We start from the raw sequence: 20,848 nt of genomic DNA, 5'->3' as shown, positions 1-20,848 counted from the left end.
TGGATAAATAAAATAATAAGTTCAGAGGTGGTCAGACCACCTTTTTCTATTAAACAATAATATAAATTGTGGTTTTAGTAAAGTGTGTTATTGCAATATCACATTTGACTCACCAAGAATTCGGTACAATTCCCTAAGAGCCTCCTGTGAAGGACGGATGCGCAGGTGGTCCGGAAGCCTCACACTCTTTTTGGCTTGCTCGTTATAAACGATGACCGGATTCTTGCCTTTGAACCGGTTAATGGCTTGTTGGATTCCCTCCATACAAGCTTCTTCATCCTGACCCGCGGCGATTTTCAAATAAAGCTTTTGGCTGCTCTCTTTCACCCTTGCCTGAACGTCTTCCATCGTTTCGAGCTGATTCACGATGAACTGCAGCTTATCATTGCGATCCTCCACATTCCCTCCGAATAGGAGAATATTCCCTTCTTTCAGTAATGGCATATTATGTTTGTAAACATTCGGAAACACCACGGCTTCGATCTCGCCGCTTTCGTCCCCGATTTCAAGGAAAGCCATCACTTCCCCTTTCTTCGTCCGGATCGATTTCATCCCGGTAATATAACCGCCGAGTGAGATTTTCGATCCCTTTTGAAGATCGGCTATTTGCAGCAATCCAAGGTTTTCAAATAAAGGCCGGTAAGAAGAAACCGGGTGATCCGATAAGTATAGTCCCAGTACCTGTTTTTCAAACTGAAGCTTCGTATCGATCGTCATGTCATCCACTTCCACATATTTCGGCTTTAACATAAACGCCTCTTCTTCATGGAATAGGTCTGGATCGTCATCAGGATTCACAAGCTCCGCATGCTGTGCTGCCACATCCAGGCTTGCAAGCAAGGTAGCGCGGTCGATCCCGAATTCATCAAACGCCCCGGAGAGCACAAGATTCTCTAAGATCTTCCGGTTGATCGTCCTCGCAGACACCCTCATGCAGAAATCGAACAGATCCTGAAACGGCTTTTCTTTTCTCGCACGGATGATTTCCTTTAGAGCCGCTGCCCCGATTCCTTTAATCGCCCCTATGCTGTAGCGGATCACATTCTTTCCTTCTACTGTAAAAACAAATTGGCTGTTATTAATGGAAGGAGGAAGGATCTCAATTCCATACTGAGTGGCTTCCCGTATATACTGAGCCACCTTCGTTTCATTCCCTACGACAGACGTCAAGAGGGATGATAAGAAGAACGCAGGATAGTGGGCTTTCAGGTAAGCGAGCTGATAGGCGATCATGCTGTACGCAACGGCATGTGACCGGTTGAAACCATAATCGGCGAAGCGGACGATCAAGTCATAAATCGTATGGGCGACCTCTTCCCTGTAGCCCTTCCGGATCGAACCGGAAACAAAATGTTCCCGCTCCTGATCGAGGACATCCTTTTTCTTCTTGGAAACGGCTCGCCTGAGGAGATCCGCTTCCCCAAGGGAGAACCCGGCCATTTTCGAAGCGATCTGCATGATCTGCTCCTGATACACGATGACCCCGTACGTCATTTCAAGGATCGGTTTCAAATCGGGATGAGGGTATTCCACCTGTTCTTTCCCATGTTTCCGATTGATATACATCGGGATGTTCTCCATCGGACCCGGACGGTACAGGGCATTCACCGCCACGATGTCTTCAAAGGAATTGGGCTTCAACCTTTTCAACACATTCCGCATCCCATCCGATTCCAGCTGGAAGATCCCGTTCGTCTGCCCTTTAGTGAGCAGCTCGAACGTTTTGGCATCATTCATCGGGATCGATTCGATGGCAAACGGCTTTCCCGTCCCGATTTCAACGTTCTTCACGATTCGTTCCAATATACTCAGATTGCGAAGTCCGAGGAAATCCATCTTCAACAATCCGATTTCTTCTAAAATATCCATAGAGTACTGTGTCAGATGAATGCCCGATGAACTCCCCTGGATCGGTACCCACTGCACTAAAGGAGCTTCACTCATCACGACTCCAGCCGCATGGGTGGAGGTGTGTCTCGGAAGCCCTTCCAGTTTAAGAGCCGTCTGATACAATTTTGTGTAATGAGCAGAGCTCGTCACTAAGTCCCGGAACCCCTTCGACTTTTCATACGCTTCCTGCAGCGTGATCCCAAGCTGATTCGGCACAACCTTCGATACCTGCTCCTGCTCCTTCATATTCAATCCGAACACGCGTCCCGTATCACGGAGCGCCGCTTTCGCTGCAAACGTCCCGAACGTAATGATCTGGGCAACATGCAGACTGCCGTATTTTCCTTCCACATATTCAATCACTTCATCACGCCGGTGATCTGGGAAATCGATGTCGATATCCGGCATGGACACCCGTTCAGGATTCAGGAATCGTTCAAACAGCAGATGATGCTCCAAGGGATCTACATCCGTAATCCGGAGGGCGTAGGATACGAGGGAACCCGCTGCCGACCCACGACCCGGTCCGGTCAGGATCTTTTTTTCCTTGGCGTACTTCATGAAATCCCACACAATCAGGAAGTAGTCGCTGAATCCCATCCTGCCGATGACTTCAAGCTCATAATCCAAGCGTTCAATGTACTCATCTGAAATTGTTTCCACCCGCTCACTTAACCCTTTCTCACAAAGATGGGTCAATTCCTCGATGGCGGTGACCCCTTCAGGCAGAGGATATTTCGGTAGGAGCTGTTGATGGAAAGGAATGGTGAGTTGGCAGAGATCGGCAATCTTCATCGTATTTTCCAATGCCTCAACATGATCAGAGAATAGCTCAACCATCTGATCCCTGCTCTTGAAATAATACTCCTGTGATTCGAGTACATCCCGGTCATCCTCCGACAGCTTACTCCCGTCACGGATCGCAGCCATGCACTCATGGGCAAAATGATCTTCCTGCTCGAGGTACTGCACATCATTGGTGGCGACCATTTCCGTCCCGGTCTCTTCAGCCGCCTGCTGCAGTAATGGGATAAGCGCATCCTCTGAGGCAATGCCATGCTTTTGAATGCTTAAATAAAAGGAGTCCCGCCCGAATATCTGCTGATACGTTCGGATGCATTCCTTCGCTTTTTCAGTGTGATCATGTAATAGCAGACTCTCAATCTCACCAGAGACGCCTGGAGTGATGGCGATCAATCCCTTACTGTAGGATGAAAGCCACTTCAGCGGTAGTCCTTCTTTCGACTTCGCCCCGATGGCACTCGAGATTTTTAATAGATTCTGATAGCCCGTTTGATTTTTCACAAGGAGAACTAGGGGATGGGAACCTTCCTCTGAGGCAATATCTGCGGTCAATCCGATGATCGGCTTGATATCTTCTTTTATACACGCCTTATAAAAAGGGATCGCGGCATACATCATATTCTTATCGGTCAAGGTAAGCGCCTTATACCCTGACTTCTTCGCTTTATGTACAAGTCCATTTATCGAAATCGTGCTAGACAAGAGACTATAGGCACTCGCTATTTGTAAATGAACAAATGACATGTTATGCACAACCTTTTTCTCAATATACCTTTATTATAGGTAAGAAACCGCAAAAAAGAAAATATGTTCTCCCTCATATCTTGTCCCCGAATCCCATATAGTTATCGTAAAGACACGTAATAGATGGAGATGATGAAATGGCGGAAGCTTTCTTTCCTGAATTATTCAAAAGCTTCTTTATCGCTATGGGAGTATTGCTCGGCGGATCACTGCTCGGGGGACTTGCCTCGTTTGCCATGGGGCAGCCCCTGTTCATTGAAATGAGACGACTATCCGATTTCCTGCGCATCTGGGCCATCATCGCAGCGATCGGCGGCACATTCGATACAGTGTACAGCTTTGAAAAAGGCTTCCTGAACGGAGAGACAAAAGAACTCTTCAAACAATTTCTGTGGATACTCTCAGCCCTTGGAGGAGCCAACACGGCAGCCATGATCATCACGTGGCTCACGCAGGAACATATGCCGTCATGAGGATACCCCCTTTCTACCGGCTTCCCTCCTGGCAGCGGTTCTTTGCCGGAATGGTCGTGGGCGGCATCATCAGCTGGATGATCTTCCTCTTCATGTTCGGCACCATGCATGAAAAACAGGCCCTTAAAATAGAAGAACAAAAAAACGACATCAGCAAACTGAAACACACTCTGTCCTACTTACAAGAAGAATACAAGCAGTTGAATCAAGAAAACGAAAACGAACTGGTCATCCAGGAAGTCAAAATAAAGATCATCAACACAACCAAAACAAAAGTGGAGCTCCTCAGCATTCATGAAACCGAGGACAAACTGAGCGAAGATTTGCGGAGCCTATTGACCAAGGACTTAGAAACCGTGTACGGGAATAAGGAACTCATCAAGAAAATCATTGAAAATAAAACCGTCAAGCTGAATGACAAGAACTTCCAGCTGAAAGTGAAGGAGATGTACTTTTATACGACCACGCAGATAACGTTGGAGTTGAAGTATGAGGATGATTAAGAGTTGTTGGCTGTGAACCTGCCTGGTGGCGGGTTTTTTTGTTCATTTTTACTGTAAGATTGGTTGCTCCAGCTCATTTCACTTTCCTGAGTGGTATTTGGATGAGAGTCATCCTTTGTTCTGGAGGTGATTGCGTCATAAAGGACCTCGATTGTGTCATTTCTACTGACAATTGCGTTATTTTACATAATTATCCAACACCCAGCAAATCTCCAACCTTCACTGTATACTAGAAAGAATCAATCAATCAAAAAAACTCCATTTACGATGAGAATCTTTTCCACTTCCATTCGTTGTACATAATGTAAAGGCCTTTCGATCATATAAGGAGCGAATCAAATGAAAAGTTCACCGACCAATTTCATCACCAGGTTAATAAAGAAAAAGGAAGACGCATTGGAGTATGTGATCGACGCTTACATGCCACTTGTGAAAACCATTTCCATGAAGATCTTACACAACGGAAACCGACTTGATGTGGATGAATGCATCAATGACGTATTCCTCACTGTCTGGCAGAATGCCCATCAATTTAAAGGCGAGAAAGAGGATTTCAAGAAATGGATTGGGATGATAGCCAAGTATAAGGCGATCGACCGATACCGGCAGGCGGAAAAACGGAATGCCCGCGAACAGCAGGACGAATCCCTCCTTGCAAAATCAAGTACTCCGGGAACCGATATATCCTTATTGCGACGGGAAGAAAAAAATGAATTACTTGCAGCTATCAGCCTGCTGGAGGAGCTGGACCGGGACATCTTCATAATGAAGTATTACCTGGACTTAACCAATATGGAAATTGCAGATCACCTAAACCTTTCGAAAGCAGCGGTGGATAACCGGTTATACCGCGGAAAGAAAAAATTAGCGACGAATGTGAAATTAAAGGAGCGACTGATATGAGCATGAAGGAATGGATGGAATTAGATATAGATTCACTTGAACTCGAAGAAGTGACAGAGTTGGAAAAGAAGCGCGTCAAACAACATGTATTAAATAAACGGAAAAAGACAAATGTTTGGAGGAATATGGCCGTCGCATCCGTTATGCTGATCGGCGTCTCCACAGCAGCAAGCTTTGCCTATCCGTCTTTTGCCACACAACTCCCGTTCATGGACGATGTCATACGCTATTTTAGTGATGAACCATATAAAGAGTTTGAAGACTACTCGACTGATATCGGTCTTACCGAAACAAGTAATGGCGTGACCATCCTGATTGATAACGCCGTTTATGACGGCACGAATATTAAAATATCCTATGCCATCGAAACAGACAAAGATTTCGGGGAAGACATACACAGCGGGGGGAATTGGTTTGACATCAAGGGGGCGAACGGAAGCGGCGGAAGCGATCAACTCACCAAGATCAGCCCTACCCGCTATGTCGGACTGTCCACCATCACCCCGAGCTTTAAAGGCGGCGACTTTCCGGAAAAGGTGGAGATAACCTGGGAACCACAGACTCTTTACAGCACGTCCAATGATACGGAAGTGAAAGGTGACTGGTCTTTCGCTTTCTCATTAAAACGGCTGGAAGGCGATCTGCAGCTTATCAATGAAACGGTTCAGAGTAAAGATGTAACCTTCACGTTGAAATCTGTTGAGTTTACCGATGTATCCACCGTCATTGCTTATAAGCAGGTGACGACGGACGACCTGCTCGAGGAGTGGCCGGAGGTATCACCCGTATTCAAAGTGACGGACGACCTGGGTCATGTATATATGGACGGAACGGGCGGTGGTGGTTTTTCAACAGATAACGGAAAAACTTACGAGGGGACAACAGAATTCGGAACCATCCAGGATGGAGCCAGTCGACTCATCATCGAACCCATTGAAATTGCGAGTCTCGGGTCGGGGAAAGGGCATACAGAGATTGAACTCGAACCGATTATTATTGATTTAAAAGAATAAATGATCAGTCCCCTATTTAAGTTGAAAGCAAGACTTATATAGGGGATTCATTTTGAAAAATCCAATCCCGAATCACTTTCCCTACTCGATCTGGACAATCCCAATGCACGTTATGTTTCGTATTTTCGATCCCGACAATATTAGTCCTCATGACGGAACGCTGCAGTCTATCGATTGCTTTCTGCCTTGAGGGGTCTGAAATGGGAACAGTAGCATGAAAGAATAATACAGGGCACTTAATCTCTTGATAGGTTGTTGAACAGGGTTCATGATAAAATGCTTTGATCGTCGCCAAAAGACTGTCCCTGTCGGCCCTCAACTGATAATGGTCATCCACTACTACAAAGTTAGTAGAGATAATCCCATCAAGCTGTAGATTCCAAGGTTTTGTCGTGTACTCTTGATATACATCCACCACATCAGTCCAGGACTGATAACGGCTCGAATCTATGTATTCCACCCAGTCTGACAGAGCTTTTCCCTTTGAATATCCCACAACCATTTCAGGGAAAACGTACCCTCCGTCTATTAAAATTAGACCCTTTATTTGACCCGGGTACTGCTTTGCCATATGCAGTGACAGATCTGCTCCCCAGGAATGACCCAATACATATACTGGTTCAGTCGTCATTCTGGTGATCACGTTCATGATCCGTTTTGCAAGTGATGAAAAAAGGTAGTCGTCTTCGGTTCTCAGAGACTCGGTTTCTCCGTGTCCAGGAAGATCCAATAGAATAATATGAAAATCGTTGCGGAGATATCCAGCAAGTTCAATAAAACTCTTGGAGTCCCCTGTCATTCCGTGCAGACACACAAGAGTGGGTAGGTTTTCATCACCTATTTCATATGTGGTAAAGGTGTGGTGGTCAAACGTTATTGTAACTTCCTTCATGCTCATCCCTCCCGAATCCTTACACATCTAAACCGCTCTACCCCAGGAAATTTCTCCCCCAAACTCGCAATCTCAAACCCTATCTTCTTATAAAACAACACAGCATCGCGATCTGTTTCAGCAACCATGCAGGAGATGGAATAATGCTCGAGGATAAAATCAACCATCTTGATTCCAACACCCTCGCCACGGCGGTCCGGCATCACGGCTACATGTTTGATTTCACACCTGTCACCATCCAGAAATTCAATTCCGATACATCCAATTACGGTCTCTCCTACTCTAAATCCCAATAGCTTCCGCCTGTTGGAGTAAAGATAAGAAGCATATTCCCCCTTTACTTTCTCAAGGGAGGTTGCGTAAGACAATAACGTCTGGATGTCAGGATGAATACAACTCGATACGATCTCCTCTATTACAAAAACTTCTCCAAACAACAGTGCTGCCTCCCCTCATACACCACTTCTTTAAAAGGTTCATAGCCAAGCTTATTCCAAAACTTGATTCCTTGATCATTTTCTTGATGTACCGCCAAACGCAATTTGGTGTGACTTTCTCTCCTGATTACGTCTTCCAGCAATCCATGGGCTGACATGGAATACCCTGCCCCTTGAAACCTTTGATGAATGACAAATAAACTGACCCAGGGAGTCTGATCTTTAGGATTGTTTAATGTGTAATCGATGAGTCCTATGTATCGACTGTCCTTTTTGATGAAAAGCCGCACGATACCAAGCCGTTCAGATTCTTCATACTCAGCACAAATATCCTCGAAATCGATGATCTCTTTATTTTTGGATAGAAGATTATAAGCTGGATTTGAATTCATGATCTCCTGCTCTATTTTCCATTGACCAATCTGATTTTTTTCGAAGCCAATCATCTGTAGCCCCTTATCCCGTTTTCAAAGGCTTCCCGGTCACCATGTTCAATGCCGTGGAGTGCTTCTTGCAAGGCGAAAGTCCCCCGATAAAAGCTCATCCTCTCAAATATTTGATCGCCACCGGGATATAATGTCAGGCAATCTCTGACAAACGTTTCCCCGTAGCTGGATAATAATCCTGCAAAGTCATAGGCTGGATCCCCCACCTCCGTTTCACCAAAATCGATGATTCCGGAAACCTCATGTCGTGCTGGATTCCACAGAATATTCGATGCGCCGAAGTCTCCATGAATCAGTACAGGTTGAAAGTCAAGAAGATGTTCATTGGCTAAGAACGAGTCGAAATGCTTGCGTACTTCCACCTTTGCTTTTTCATTCATATGTGGAAAGAGCTTCTCCTGGCAACGGTCGTAAAGGTTTACAATCGAACTTCTTATCTCATGGATACTTTTCTTCTCAATCTCTACTTCATCAACAGAGTGGGAATGCAATTCGGTCAAAAAACCCACCAATTGGGAAGCGATTTTTTGACTATGTTCTTCATCCTTAAACACAGCTGGCCACAGGGGTTCACCCTCAATCATCTTGTACCCGGTAAACACTTTCCCCACTTCCTCAGAGTCCATGGATTGATAAAGGGGGGATGGGACCTGTAATGAGAGATTCCCCTCGACACCTTCCAACACTCTTGTTTCTTTCTTTAACTTCCTGATACCTTCTATGTACTTTGGGAACCTGAACACAAGGGACCCGTTCACGATAAGGACATCATTATTCTGACCGATTTCATTCATTTCGCTGTGAGTGATCGTGAACTCCGGATACACCTCTCTTATTCTATTTTCATAAGTTGAAACCATATGTGCTCCTCCTACTTCCTTTCATTCAAAAACAATTCATACTCATCCTTAAACCGGTCTGCTTCCTCAAGAAACGGATAGTGATTACTCCTCTCGAAGATGATCAGTCTGGAATCCCGTATCCCTTCAGCCATTTCAATCGAATACTTCAACGGGCATTGCACGTCGAACCGTCCACACATGATCAGGGAAGGAACTGATATGTGCTCCAATCTTCTTGATACATCAAAGACTTGCAGCTCACGGATAAAAAAATTCATGCGTGCTGCAGACATCCCCTTATGTATATTGAGGGAAAAAAGTTCATGATATGCCTCAGGTTTATGTAACGATAATTTCGTTCTCTCTACTGAAAGCTCTTTCCTCTTATCAAGAGATAAACCCGATTGTTTCAACGCTTCAATGAGTTCCTGCATCCTGCCAAAGTCATGATGTGCTTCGTTGTATATGCAATCCTTCGAGAAGGTCATATACTCCCTTGCCGCCGCCCCGACAATCACCGTGTAATCCAGACTACTTGAAAAATGAATGCCGTAAAGTACCCCTAACATTCCACCCGTTGAATGACCGGCAAATCCCCACTGCCGAAATCCTAATGCTTCCCGGATTGCCTCCAGGTCAAATATGGTTTCCAGCATACTCAAGTGATAAGATTCATGGGCTGTTTCTGATTCTCCCGCTTCCCGCAAGTTGATCAAGAAAACCTGGTTGGTTTCTGTGAACGTCTCCGCGAAATAGTCTCCAGTCTCATTGAACTCCGAGTAATGGTGGGTGACACATAGAGGGTCGCCTTCCCCCTTAATGAACAATTCAAATGTCCCCCGTTCTGAATGCAATAACGTTCTTTCCCATTTCTTCATCCTTACACCCCTAACCAGCTTTAAAAAAGGCTTCCCGAAATGGGAAACCTGATACATTACGAATCTTCAAATCGGACGCTTAAAGGCTTGTTCAAATTCCTCAACTTAGGATTCACCCTGAAGTACAAGGCAAAGACCAGATAACCCACACCTGAAATCACCAATGGGAATCTTCCGGAAGTGAACTCCCCAATCACACCGCCGAGGAGATACCCCAGTGGGCTGAGTGACCCGAGCAGCGACGAAATGAAGGCAAACCCGATTCCTATATAACCTTCTGGAAGATTGACCTGAATCAACGTTTGTACATAAATCCCTATGACGCCGATTCCCATCCAAGATATAGCGAATAATAGATATGGCAGTATCGCCAAGTCCTTTAGTGCAAACGCGAGCATCCAACACATGCCGGACCAAAGAGACAGCAGCGGTAGAATGCGATTTAGCGCGATTTTCTCTACCTTACTGGATAGTACGGTCCCTGTCAGAGTGCCTAAAGACATGGCCGTCAGCCAGAATCCATAATCCGCAGATGATTCCGAAATAACCGGCAGCATGCTAATCCCCATGGTCGCCATCACGTTCATCCCAATGATGCCGAATACGACGCTTAGAAGGGTATAGCGTTTTTTCACGACCTGGAATCCATCTTTGAAATCATCCTTGTACTGTTTGATAAAATGAACCGTTCTCAGTTCCGTTTCCTTTGTCGATCTAGGAACGTTTAAATAGAATAAAAACAGCAGTCCAGTCCCCAGCAATAATATACTGTTCGTCACATATATCAAACCCAATCCAACAAAGGCGATCAAAATCCCCGAGACAGCATCACATATAATATCAAGAGTTTGATACGAAAAGGCGAAGATGGAGTTCACCCTTGTTAGCTGTTCACGTGGAGTCAGGCTCTCAATCAGTGCACTTTCAGTCGGGTATGTACATTCTGATAACGAAAGCGCCACGAACATCAAAGTCAATAACAGGGGCAGCCATAAGAGATTCGTATAATACAAGATCGAGATCACGCTGACCAGTGCCCCTTGGCCGAGCATGGCGACAAATAGAATCTTCTTTTTCGAAAACCGGTCAATGATCGGACCGTATAGAAATTGAATCGTGACGGGCAGGATGGCCACTGCACTTGTCAATCCAATTAATAAGGGCGAAGACGTAGCCGATTTCACGTACCAGATCGTCGCAATCATGTAAAAGCTGTCAGCAAAATTCGTGATGATTCTGCCTGTCAACAGAATCATTAATTGTTTATTCATAAATGAAAATCCTCCTTTAATGATCAGCAAATAAGCGGTTGTCAATTGCTGTCATCAAGGCGGTTTCCACACGATGGATGAGTTCTAATGATCGAATGGATTGAGAAAACGTATTAGAATCATAGCTTCCTTCCTCTCTTATATTGGTATTGGTAATTATTTCATAAATATTTTGAATGTTCAACCTAAAATAAATAAACATCCCTGCAGGCAGAGGGTCTTCTCCGCTTGCAGAGATGTTTAACTTTAGCGTGTTAGATCATTTGTCACCTGATCAGGTACAAGTCCCATCAATCTTCTCCCTGTCATCCATATGGCAATACTCGTCACCCATAGAATCAACGCCGATCCTAATCCTACGGCAGACATATAGGCATTCAGCTCATGACCACTCAACGTGGCGGTCTCAGGTATGAACAGCCAGGTGATCACAGGAACTACACACAGTAAAATGCCCGTATAATAATAAATGCTGACCCGAAATAGTCGTGCCAGTGGAAGAAAATGAAGACCGACAATGATCGCAATGACGATTGGAATATTTTCCGTGTGTCCAACAGCATTGCACACAGCGATAGCGATGCCGATCGCTATTCCTTCCCCAGCGAAAATGATATTAAACCATTTTCTCATTTTCCTTTTCCTGCTGTTATTCCCTTCTCGACTGGATACTCCATCCGGAAATTCCTTAGAAACGTGAATCAGCGAGAAACCGGAAAGAACCAACAAGAAACCAATCGCCAACGCAACCGTCAACAACCAGGGGCTCCCCCATCCCTGCAATCCCATGATGCCTGTATACGCCCAAAGTGTACCGAAAAACGCCATGAATAGTACACCAGAAGCCGTGCCACGCAATTCCCCTTTAGAAACCGTAACCCCCATAAAATCGCTCCCTCTCATCAAGATTATGACTCTCCAACTTATAAAACATCCTTCTTGTTATTCCCCTCTATGGAGAAATCTTGATGAAATTTCCCAGCTGTATTAGTACCCTTCTCCCATACCAATTATTTCAAATCTCATTTCCCAACTCAATATTTTCTTAGGATAACGTTATGTCGACGACTGATCATTACCTATTACTATTCAGTTATCTTTTTAATATCACTCGCCTTGACTCTTCCGGGAGAACCTTCCTCCAACACCTCATCGACTTTCATGACAATTTTGTCTCCCTCTGAAAATTCTTGGGCGTCACCCGTTTCCACATATAAAAAGGTAATGTCATAATTCGATAACTCTTCCCCTTCAACCTTTTCCAGCGACACTAAATCAGCAGCCGTCAAATCTTCTCCAATCAAGATTTGATTTTCCTCCACCTCTAAGATGTAACCGTAGACGACATTTTCACTGGTTTTTGTGGGATGTTTGGATGCATGAATGATGTACTCTGCAATATCAGTGAAGGGCTTGGAACTTTCATGAGATCCGCAGGCATTCCAGTTAAGAGTGCGGTTTCCCCCATTTATCTTCACTTTCATCAAATAGTTGTCCGCCTTTTTTCCTTTAAGGCATTCATCACTCGTAGGCTTGGAGTCTAAATAATTCGCCAACACCAGCTGCTTATAGACCTCTTGCTTATCCTCATCATTTAGTTGAATCGTTTGTTTTTCTCCTTCTTTGGCACCGTATCTTAACTCCACTTCAAAAGCATCCTGGCGCTTTACGTCATAAGAAGTTTCGAGAACCCCCCAGGTTTCACCCTTTACACCCTCACAACCTGTCAGATAATAGGACAGATTAGTAGGATTTTCTTCCCGTTTCAGTTTTCCGCATTGAAAGGACTTCACCTCGCCATTGCCATACTGGTCTCTTGTGTAGTCGAATGTCACATTAATGTGTTTTCCATCGTAAGCTAAATCCGTGAGTATGGGATCTCCCTCGATCGTGTAGGAGACCACTCTCAAATCTCCTTTTTTCTCCTTCTCTACCTGTTGAAAATAGTTCTCCATTTTATCCAATCCTGTAATCCCGCCATGTACATTCACCACATCCGCATTCAGTTCAGAATCATTCTCGTCAGGAGGCTGTGCGGCTTGATTTGATTCCTGGCATCCGGTAAGAAGAAAGAGAATGATTCCAAGCATCCAGAGCCATTTTTGTTTCCCCATTCATTTACCTCCTATTCGTGTATCCCTTTTCTTGAAAACACTCACGTAGTTTTTTTCTTAACTCCCGATGCTTTTCCTCCGAATACAAATCATCATCATCCGTCCAGCGACTCTGAGGATAATTCCACACCGGCTTGGTCCTATGCTCCTCCCCTTCCCATTGGTACCTTGGAAAAATGTGAGCATGTAAAAAAGTATCTGTATTCCCGTAAATTGAATAATTGATCCTTCTCGGGTGACACACCTCCGTTATAACGTCTCCTATTATGCTCATATCAAGCAAATTATCACTTCTCTGGTTCATATCCAGATCATTCAAAGAACTCACTTCAACGTAAGGAAGCAAAACACAATAACCAGGTAAAAATTGTGTATCACCCATTACCGCGAAACCACTTTTCATATTGGCCAGGACCATTGGATTTTGGCCAGCATGTGCGGACCCAATCCGGTCTGTTTTCCAATTGTCATCTATTGTTGACATAAACACACTCCTACTGCTTAAGTCTAAATAATGCTTTCGTTAAAACAGAAAAATAAAAATCTGGTAAAACCGAAACAGAGCCCCTATAAATAATGCACCCACAGCAGCCATTAATAAGTATCTGAATTTAAAAAGCCACTGGAACTTATATTCATTGGGATCCTTCCACTTATAAATATCATTTTTAACAGTGTAAAAGAATAGGAAGATCAACGGCAGAACGATAAATACGATCATACCAAGGAAGAAAATCTGATTGTAATACTCCATAGAAGATTCAGACAGAAAAGCTTTTAATACTTCCCCGAATGCCACAAAGAGCAAGATCAATAGCATGACGTGTGAGGTAAATATGGCAGAGAGTCTTCTTCTTTTCTTCAGGTCCCTGATAATTAGATAAGGAATCAAAAAAAGAAGAATGATCACTGCCAAAGCATAAAAATATGTAATTCCAGACAAAAAAACTCCTCCTTACTTCATAACAAAAAACTGAGACATCCAGGCAATATAATAAGCACCCGGAATAAAGATCAATTGAGCGAGCAGCGTCCCGAATAGTCTGGAGATGACCATCATGATGGAAAGACCTTTCAACTCTTGATAATTCCCCTTTCCATTCGCCACATCATCGGCAAGAACTGATATCTTCGGGTCAATGAACAGTGTCAATAAAATCGTTGCGATACCATTGATCAACCCCGAAGCCATGGTCGCACTGCCTTGTCGATCAGGTACGATTAGCGCTGCATATAGCGCTGAAAGAACGCCAATCGTGTAAACTGCTGTAATGACCATATTGATGAAAAACAGCCTTTTTGGAATGGCTCTGAAATTGATTCCCCTCAAATATCTTCTACCTGGTTTAGCAAAATGGTTCATACCTCTTTTATACAGATCATTCTTAAACCCAAGCTTGATTAACCTTGGCACAGAACCTCCCTGCTCGGATAGGCGGATAATCCCCCTTGAAAACAATGCAACAAACGTAGGCAATAACACGATCCCAAGGAGAGTACCTAAAGTCGAGGCACCGATCAGTACCCTGAACTGCTCTTCTACCACTTCTAGTTTCCGGCCCTCAGGCGCAGCATCAGTGAGCCCCCCTGTAAAAGGCTGCTGCATCATATTCGACATCCGCGATACAATGACCATCATATTAAACAAGGAAAGACCTGAGGCGATCAGCTTCACCCTTGCCCCTGATAACCTGACCGCATAAGCAAGTGTTTCAATGCTATGTATGATTAAAATGAAGAGTGCAATCGAAATAACCGGTAATGATATAAATTCCACAATGACATCTCCCTTTTTTATCCAATCATATTATAGCATTAATAAAAAGGAACATTTCGTATTTTTGAAATGTTCCTTGAATTCATTCTATAAGCCTCATACTAAAGCAATCAATGTTTTTTCAATCACTAAAAAGGCGGCTGCGACAAGGTATGATCCTATATTTCGAGATATGATCTGTTATGGAGATTTATGATCCGTCTTAAAAATTTATCATCCTCTATTTTCTTTTATAATCCCGAATCATAATTTATGAGCTCGTTACAAAATTTATGAACCGTTTGTCGAAAAATCTTCATTTAGACTCCCCCATCTGATTCCATTCAAAAAAAGCACTCAGGCAATATTCAAATGCCTAAGTGCTGAAATTTCATTTATTCATGAATCCCCGAAAATCAGGGACCATTTTAACTGACTGTCTTCCGTTCAATTATACGCAGCCATGCGGTCAACATGACCGCTCCTGCCACCATGATGGCACCGATCCAAGGTGTATGAATTAATCCAATTCCATCCACAATCATTCCGCCGACAAAGGAGCCAATGGCAATCCCCACGTTAAAAGCGGCAATATTTAAAGCAGATGCGACATTGACAGCTGACGGTACGTACTTTTCCGCCATGTTCACCACAAGGATCTGCAGCCCCGGCACGTTCATAAATGCGAATAATCCCATTAGGAAGATTGCGATGAGACCTGCCACTTTAAATGGTGCTGCGAATGTAAGAACTACGAGAATGATGGCCTGCATAACAAACATCCAGAATAACGCTTTTAATGGATTTTTGTCGGATGCTTTCCCCCCGACGACATTTCCGATGGCAACGGCAATTCCGTACACAAGAAGGATGATGCTCACCCATTTTGCGCTGAATCCTGTTACATCTTGCAATAAAGGTGTTAGATAAGTGAACGCAACAAACGTTCCACCATACCCAAGTGCTGTGATGGCAAAAGCTAATAGTAATCGACCGTTCGTTAGAATCTCTAGCTGTTCGCTAAACTTAGCTGGCGGTGCTTCTTTCAAATTTTTTGGGACAAGAATGGAGCTTGCAATGATCCCCACTACACCAAGAACGGCAACTCCCCAGAATGTGGCTCTCCACCCGAATGCCTGTCCGATGAATGTTCCGAGTGGTACTCCTGTCACAGTCGCAACCGTCAAGCCTGTGAACATAAAGGCAATCGCACTTGCCCGCTTATGGGCAGGCACTAGATCGGCCGCAATCGTCGATCCGATTGAGAAGAAAATCCCGTGTGAAAATGCTGTGATAAAACGGGCAACGAGTAATAGTCCAAAGCTTGTGGACATGGCCGCAACCGAGTTTCCTACAATGAATAAGAGCATCAAGGACATAAGCAGTGATTTTCGGCTCATTTTACTCGTCAATGCCGTCAACACCGGGGCTCCGATGGCGACTCCAATGGCGTAACCTGAAATCAATAATCCTGCAAGTGTGATCGATATCGATAAATCATCGGCAATCGATGATAATAATCCAACGGGTACAAACTCTGTCGTTCCGACTCCAAAGGCACTGATGGCAAGTGCAAGTAACGCCGGCGTGCCGCCTTTCGTTTTAGACTGTTGTAAAGTAGCTGAAGTTGAACTCATAACGTAACTTCCTCCTTAAATGTTTGATTAAAATGAGTAACCGAAGGCGCCTTTCGTTTCTCTGTATACACATGATAATGTGTACAATGATTATTGAGAAGTACGCACTTTAAAGTCATGTAGGTACTTTTTTGTAATCTAGAGACTTTCAAGTGCCTATATGCCTTTCAAACCTCTTCTGCGAAAATCGACAGGTACTGTTTGAAAAGCTAAATTGAATTATGAGGGCTAGCTAACCTTTTGGGAAGAACGCACTTTGAAGTGGCATAGGCACCTGGAAGTACCCTACTCAATGCAAAAAACGCTCACTCTAATGAGTAAGCGCCTTGTGAAGCTCCTAAAGGTATAGTTTCTAATCGTATTTAAAATGGTTGTTATATTTTACTGATCTAATTGTTTTTCATTTACTTTTATCAGTACATTTTGAGCTTCTAAAAAGATTTCTTTTTGATCATCAGAGAGTCTATCGGTTTCATCGGATTCTTTCATTCCACTTTGAGACATAGTTTGCTCATATATCATGATCGCTTCGATATATTCTTCATATTCATCAGATGACAATACTTCTTTGCTTGATTTCTGTCCATTAAGTTGATCAAAGAAAGGCTGTATCTCATATAAGGTGTTTTTCAGTTCAGTCAGCTGTTTATCCGGAACCGTTGAATAATCAATGTTTCCATATTTATCTCCATACTCTACCTTTGCACTCGTTACTACATTTAATAATTCTTTAAAGCGCTTGAACTCTTCTTTTTCCATGTCCCCTTGGGCTTGAGTCAATCTTGCATCCAAAAGCAGATATCCTTCCATTGTGGCACTCGACAGATGAGCCTTAACATTTTCAAATGAACCATAAAGCTCATCAGCCAGAATCGTTTGATAAGCAATGGCTCCTGTTGGAACGATTAAAGAAGCTGCAAGAATAACTGATACAACGTTTTTCTTTATAAACCTGTTAACTCTTCCACCTTTTTCGAGGTGTGCTTTTCTCACTCCCATTTTTGACCGTTCGTGCAGGGTTCGTGGAATGGGAATTTTGTTTAGTTCCTGCTTGATGTTACTCACAAGTATCAACCTCCTTCATGTGCTTTCGAAGTTTACCTAACGCTCGGTACAAGATCGTCTTCGCAGTACCTAGGGGGATTTCAAGTATTTCCGCAATTTCTTTAAAAGAATACCCTTCATAGAATCTTAGGGTAACGAGACTTTTCTCTTCCTCATTTAATTTCTCCAGTAACTCATGTAGAGTGATACTAAGGAGAGTATCCTGATCTTCTAATCCGATATATTCCTCATATTCTGGCTTAAGTTGAACCACTTTTTTATTTTTTTTTAATATATTTAGTGCACTAGTAATCGCTATTTTTGTTAACCAGGTTTTAAAATACGCAGGATTTTTTAACGTTCCAATATTCTTAAAAGCACGGTATGCAACCTCTTGTACTACATCTAACGCATCATTTTCATTTTTCACATACACATACGCCATCCTGTATATATCTTCTTCATATTGTTGAAAAATTTTTAAAAATGCCTTATCATCGCCTTTTTGGGATTTCTTTACTAATCTACTAATGTTCTTCACCCCTTTTTATCTTCTTTCATTAATTAGACAACTGAAAAGACGAATTGGCTTTAATTTTTTTATATTTTATAAAGGTAAAAACAATAGAGAACTTTAAATTGCTGTAAAATTTCATTCAACCCACGCTCTATTCCAGTATTATACATTACATCCCATTAGTCTTGGGCTTTGTATCAGATAAGCTCTTCCCTAGTCAAAAACCTAAGGACTGGTTACACTAAAAGAGAATGATGTTAAAGAGGAGAGTACATAATGAAAGCACTCGTATTTGAAAAGTTCGGCGGACCGGATGTCCTCCACTATCAGGAGATTGATCCTCCCCAATTGGGACCGGATGACGTTTTAGTGGAAATGAAGGCGATCGGGCTGAATTTCGCCGATGTATATAGAAGAAAAGGAAATTATCATTTAGCAGGAGATCCACCGTACATTTGTGGATATGAGGGAGCAGGAATCGTCAAACAGATTGGAACTAACGTGAAAGGAATCAATGTTGGAGACCGCATGGCTTTTGCCGATGTACCTTATGCGAATGCTGAACTTGTGGCTGTGCCTAAGGAAAAAGCAATCCCGCTGCCTGATGATATATCGTACGAAACGGCTGCATCCCTCTTGTTACAAGGTCTTACTGCACATTACTTAACGAAAGACAGCTATCGCATCAAGAGCGGGGATACCGTTTTAGTCCATGCAGCTGCGGGCGGAGTGGGACAACTCCTCGTCCAAATCATTAAAATATTGGGCGGCACAGTCATCGGGTTAACTTCTTCGGAAGAAAAAAGACAGGCAGCGTTGGCTGTTGGAGCAGACCATATGTTTTTATACAGTGAAGACTGGAAACAGAGTGTGCAGGATGTGACAAATGGCAACGGCGTGGACGTGGTATATGAGTCAGTCGGTTCGACTCTGATGGACAGTTTTGAATCTACTCGCATCGGTGGGACAGTCGTATTCTTTGGTATGGCGGGAGGCGATCCTGTTTCAGTTGATCCGCGGATGCTGATGGACACCTCGAAGACTCTGACAGGCGGGGATTTGTGGAATGTCTTGACGTCTCACGAAGAACGGGTGACCCGCTCACATGAGTTGTTCGAATGGATTCAAGAAGGAAAGTTAAAGGTATCTGAACCAACGGTCTTTCCTTTAAGCGAAGGCGCAAAAGCTCATGAGTATTTGGAAAGCAGAAAGAGTACAGGGAAGATATTATTGATTCCTTAAGCATGTTGAAAGAGCCCCCTTCCTCCAGGAAGGGGGCTCTTTCTATAAATCCTGAGTCAACCGGATCATATCCCTGACTTGGATTCCATTTTCAAAAATGTCTTCAGAATAGTGCCGGGTGAAAAAATCCAAATCTACCCCAACGATCCTGAAACCACACTTCTGATAAAGGGCCAACTGGCCGACGCCTGAATTCCCGGTACCCACTTCAATGGTCTTATAACCTCTCTCTTTGGCCACCTTTACGGCATCCATCACTAGCTGTTTTCCGATCCCTTTCCCGTGCAGTTCTTCTGCAACCGCCACATTCACTAGCTCGACGGTTTCCGGTCGGGTTGGCAGTAAGACATACACACCAACGATTTTGTTCTCAAGCTCCGCTACAAAGCATTCACCCCTGACGGCATACTCCTTCACGATTTTCTCTGAAGGATCTGCCAGGAAAAGCATCTCCATGGGAAGTTCTTCATCCTTGTGTTGTTTTCTAATAATCATTTCCTACCTCCACTGAATCCCAAAAGATTTTCAAGCATAACTTATTCTGATCATCACATTAAGAAAAAAATATTCATCTAGGCATATCACCTTTACTAACCTGAAATTAATAGTATACTGAAATTATTCTTCATCTTGAAGAAAGTGGTTTAAGGCAGGACCCCTTATTGTAAATCGAAAAATTCCTTATTTGTAGCGGCTTACCAGTGTTGTTGGTAAGCTATTTTTTTTTGACGTTTATATGTCTATTATTGGTAGTTTCGGAACATTACTGCGCATTTTGGTTAATGACTTTAAACTCCTTTTCACTCCTCAGAAATTCCGCTGAAACATATTCTTTCGTCTCCTCAATCTTATTCACAAGTCCCACCATCTTTATACCAGTAAATTCAACTTCATCATATTGATACTGAAATACACCGTCTTCATTCTTCTTATTTTTGAGATTCTCCCCTTTTTCGCCAAGCTGATTTTTAACAGTTTCATTTTGCAAATGTGAATAGAGAATTACTTTAACAATATATTCTTTCTCTCTTTCCAATCTGTCAGTCGAATATTGAAAATAACCATCTGAAGAGGTTGTCACTTCTTCTTTTCTAATTAGCGTTTGGTCATCCCTTTCAAAGTGTTCAATTGTGAGTACTGCACCTTCTGGTAAACCAGTCTCTCCTTTAATAACGACTTGGTTAGGTAAATTGTATACTTTTCCAGACAGGCCGTACACACTTTCTCCTTGGTTGGGGATAGATTGAGCTGACTGTGAAACTTGTTCTTGATTGATGAGATAGTGTCCTGCAAGAGGGGTGAGTATCAGAAGGAACATAAGTATGGCTATATTAGGACCAGCCGATTGAAAGAGTCTTCTTTTCCAGTCCCTTCTATGCGCTTTTCTCCAAACAGTTTGGAACTCAACTGTCGACTTTTCATTTTCATCAACATGATTAAAT

General features: G+C 43.3%; 21 protein-coding genes. 5 read left to right on the top strand and 16 right to left on the bottom strand.

The features are described 5' to 3' along the window. Positions 1 to 87 precede the first annotated feature (87 nt). Positions 88 to 3,438, bottom strand: coding sequence for a DNA polymerase III subunit alpha (gene dnaE, locus NQ095_RS21910; RefSeq protein ID WP_258265465.1), 3,351 nt, complete (start codon positions 3,436 to 3,438; stop codon positions 88 to 90). Between the two features lie 137 nt (positions 3,439 to 3,575). Here dnaE and ytrH point away from each other — a divergent pair, with 137 nt between their 5' ends. The 4 genes from ytrH (at position 3,576) to NQ095_RS21890 (ending at position 6,330) form a co-directional block, all read left to right on the top strand. After that, on the top strand, positions 3,576 to 3,911 hold the full coding sequence (gene ytrH / locus NQ095_RS21905) for a sporulation membrane protein YtrH (RefSeq protein ID WP_034756917.1): 336 nt from the start codon (positions 3,576 to 3,578) through the stop codon (positions 3,909 to 3,911). Further along, entirely contained in the window at positions 3,908 to 4,414 is a 507-nt protein-coding gene (gene ytrI, locus NQ095_RS21900) for a sporulation membrane protein YtrI (RefSeq protein ID WP_258265464.1), read from the top strand. Before ytrH ends, ytrI begins: the two co-directional genes overlap by 4 nt. A gap of 339 nt (positions 4,415 to 4,753) precedes the next feature. Continuing rightward, entirely contained in the window at positions 4,754 to 5,317 is a 564-nt protein-coding gene (locus NQ095_RS21895) for a sigma-70 family RNA polymerase sigma factor (RefSeq protein ID WP_258265463.1), read from the top strand. Continuing rightward, positions 5,314 to 6,330, top strand: a complete 1,017-nt coding sequence (locus NQ095_RS21890; protein WP_258265462.1) for a DUF4179 domain-containing protein — start codon at positions 5,314 to 5,316, stop codon at positions 6,328 to 6,330. The genes NQ095_RS21895 and NQ095_RS21890 overlap by 4 nt, the downstream gene beginning before the upstream one ends. 34 nt (positions 6,331 to 6,364) lie before the next feature. Here NQ095_RS21890 and NQ095_RS21885 read toward each other — a convergent pair whose 3' ends face one another. The 13 genes from NQ095_RS21885 to NQ095_RS21825 form a co-directional block, all read right to left on the bottom strand. After that, positions 6,365 to 7,222, bottom strand: coding sequence for an alpha/beta fold hydrolase (locus tag NQ095_RS21885; protein WP_258265461.1), 858 nt, complete (start codon positions 7,220 to 7,222; stop codon positions 6,365 to 6,367). Between the two features lie 2 nt (positions 7,223 to 7,224). Continuing rightward, positions 7,225 to 7,659 carry a GNAT family N-acetyltransferase gene (locus NQ095_RS21880; RefSeq protein ID WP_258265460.1) on the bottom strand — a complete coding sequence of 145 codons (435 nt, stop codon included), beginning with the start codon at positions 7,657 to 7,659 and terminating at the stop codon, positions 7,225 to 7,227. After that, on the bottom strand, positions 7,638 to 8,105 hold the full coding sequence (locus NQ095_RS21875) for a GNAT family N-acetyltransferase (RefSeq protein ID WP_258265459.1): 468 nt from the start codon (positions 8,103 to 8,105) through the stop codon (positions 7,638 to 7,640). Before NQ095_RS21875 ends, NQ095_RS21880 begins: the two co-directional genes overlap by 22 nt. Beyond that, positions 8,102 to 8,965 carry a phosphotransferase family protein gene (locus NQ095_RS21870; protein WP_258265458.1) on the bottom strand — a complete coding sequence of 288 codons (864 nt, stop codon included), beginning with the start codon at positions 8,963 to 8,965 and terminating at the stop codon, positions 8,102 to 8,104. The genes NQ095_RS21875 and NQ095_RS21870 overlap by 4 nt, the downstream gene beginning before the upstream one ends. Positions 8,966 to 8,976: 11 nt before the next feature. After that, the gene (locus NQ095_RS21865) at positions 8,977 to 9,825 is read right to left on the bottom strand and encodes an alpha/beta fold hydrolase (RefSeq protein WP_258265457.1); all 849 of its coding nucleotides are present in this window, start codon (positions 9,823 to 9,825) and stop codon (positions 8,977 to 8,979) included. A gap of 56 nt (positions 9,826 to 9,881) precedes the next feature. Further along, positions 9,882 to 11,096, bottom strand: a complete 1,215-nt coding sequence (locus NQ095_RS21860; RefSeq protein ID WP_258265456.1) for an MFS transporter — start codon at positions 11,094 to 11,096, stop codon at positions 9,882 to 9,884. Positions 11,097 to 11,342: 246 nt separating this feature from the next. After that, positions 11,343 to 11,981, bottom strand: a complete 639-nt coding sequence (locus tag NQ095_RS21855; protein ID WP_258265455.1) for a DUF7010 family protein — start codon at positions 11,979 to 11,981, stop codon at positions 11,343 to 11,345. Positions 11,982 to 12,181: 200 nt separating this feature from the next. After that, a complete protein-coding gene (locus tag NQ095_RS21850; protein WP_258265454.1) occupies positions 12,182 to 13,210 on the bottom strand; it encodes a DUF4362 domain-containing protein in 1,029 nt (342 codons plus the stop codon). A gap of 523 nt (positions 13,211 to 13,733) precedes the next feature. Continuing rightward, positions 13,734 to 14,153 (bottom strand): hypothetical protein, encoded by a 420-nt coding sequence (locus NQ095_RS21845; RefSeq protein ID WP_258265453.1) that lies wholly within the window; start codon positions 14,151 to 14,153, stop codon positions 13,734 to 13,736. A 12-nt stretch (positions 14,154 to 14,165) separates the two neighbouring features. Continuing rightward, positions 14,166 to 14,987: a lipid II flippase Amj family protein gene (locus NQ095_RS21840; RefSeq protein ID WP_258265452.1), complete on the bottom strand. Its 822-nt coding sequence runs from the start codon at positions 14,985 to 14,987 to the stop codon at positions 14,166 to 14,168. Between the two features lie 407 nt (positions 14,988 to 15,394). Next, positions 15,395 to 16,603: an MFS transporter gene (locus NQ095_RS21835; protein ID WP_258265451.1), complete on the bottom strand. Its 1,209-nt coding sequence runs from the start codon at positions 16,601 to 16,603 to the stop codon at positions 15,395 to 15,397. 381 nt (positions 16,604 to 16,984) lie between these two features. Beyond that, positions 16,985 to 17,668, bottom strand: coding sequence for a DUF3600 domain-containing protein (locus NQ095_RS21830; protein WP_258265450.1), 684 nt, complete (start codon positions 17,666 to 17,668; stop codon positions 16,985 to 16,987). Next, positions 17,661 to 18,179, bottom strand: a complete 519-nt coding sequence (locus NQ095_RS21825; protein ID WP_375162872.1) for a sigma-70 family RNA polymerase sigma factor — start codon at positions 18,177 to 18,179, stop codon at positions 17,661 to 17,663. Before NQ095_RS21825 ends, NQ095_RS21830 begins: the two co-directional genes overlap by 8 nt. 261 nt (positions 18,180 to 18,440) lie before the next feature. On the opposite strand from NQ095_RS21825, the gene NQ095_RS21820 reads away from it, so the two are divergent. Continuing rightward, complete coding sequence (locus NQ095_RS21820) at positions 18,441 to 19,406, top strand: quinone oxidoreductase family protein (RefSeq protein WP_258265448.1); 966 nt, start codon at positions 18,441 to 18,443, stop codon at positions 19,404 to 19,406. 42 nt (positions 19,407 to 19,448) lie between these two features. On the opposite strand, the gene NQ095_RS21815 is transcribed toward NQ095_RS21820, so the two are convergent. Both NQ095_RS21815 and NQ095_RS21810 read right to left on the bottom strand, forming a co-directional pair. Beyond that, positions 19,449 to 19,901: a GNAT family N-acetyltransferase gene (locus NQ095_RS21815; RefSeq protein ID WP_258265447.1), complete on the bottom strand. Its 453-nt coding sequence runs from the start codon at positions 19,899 to 19,901 to the stop codon at positions 19,449 to 19,451. 268 nt (positions 19,902 to 20,169) lie between these two features. Beyond that, the coding region (locus tag NQ095_RS21810) for a hypothetical protein (RefSeq protein ID WP_258265446.1) at positions 20,170 to 20,848 on the bottom strand (679 nt) is incomplete at its 5' end.

It is taken from the genome of Rossellomorea sp. SC111, assembly GCF_024733565.1.
Classification (GTDB): Bacteria; Bacillota; Bacilli; order Bacillales; family Bacillaceae_B; genus Rossellomorea.
The sequence above is the reverse complement of the archived record's forward strand: the minus strand, read 5'-3'. Positions and strand labels throughout refer to the sequence as shown.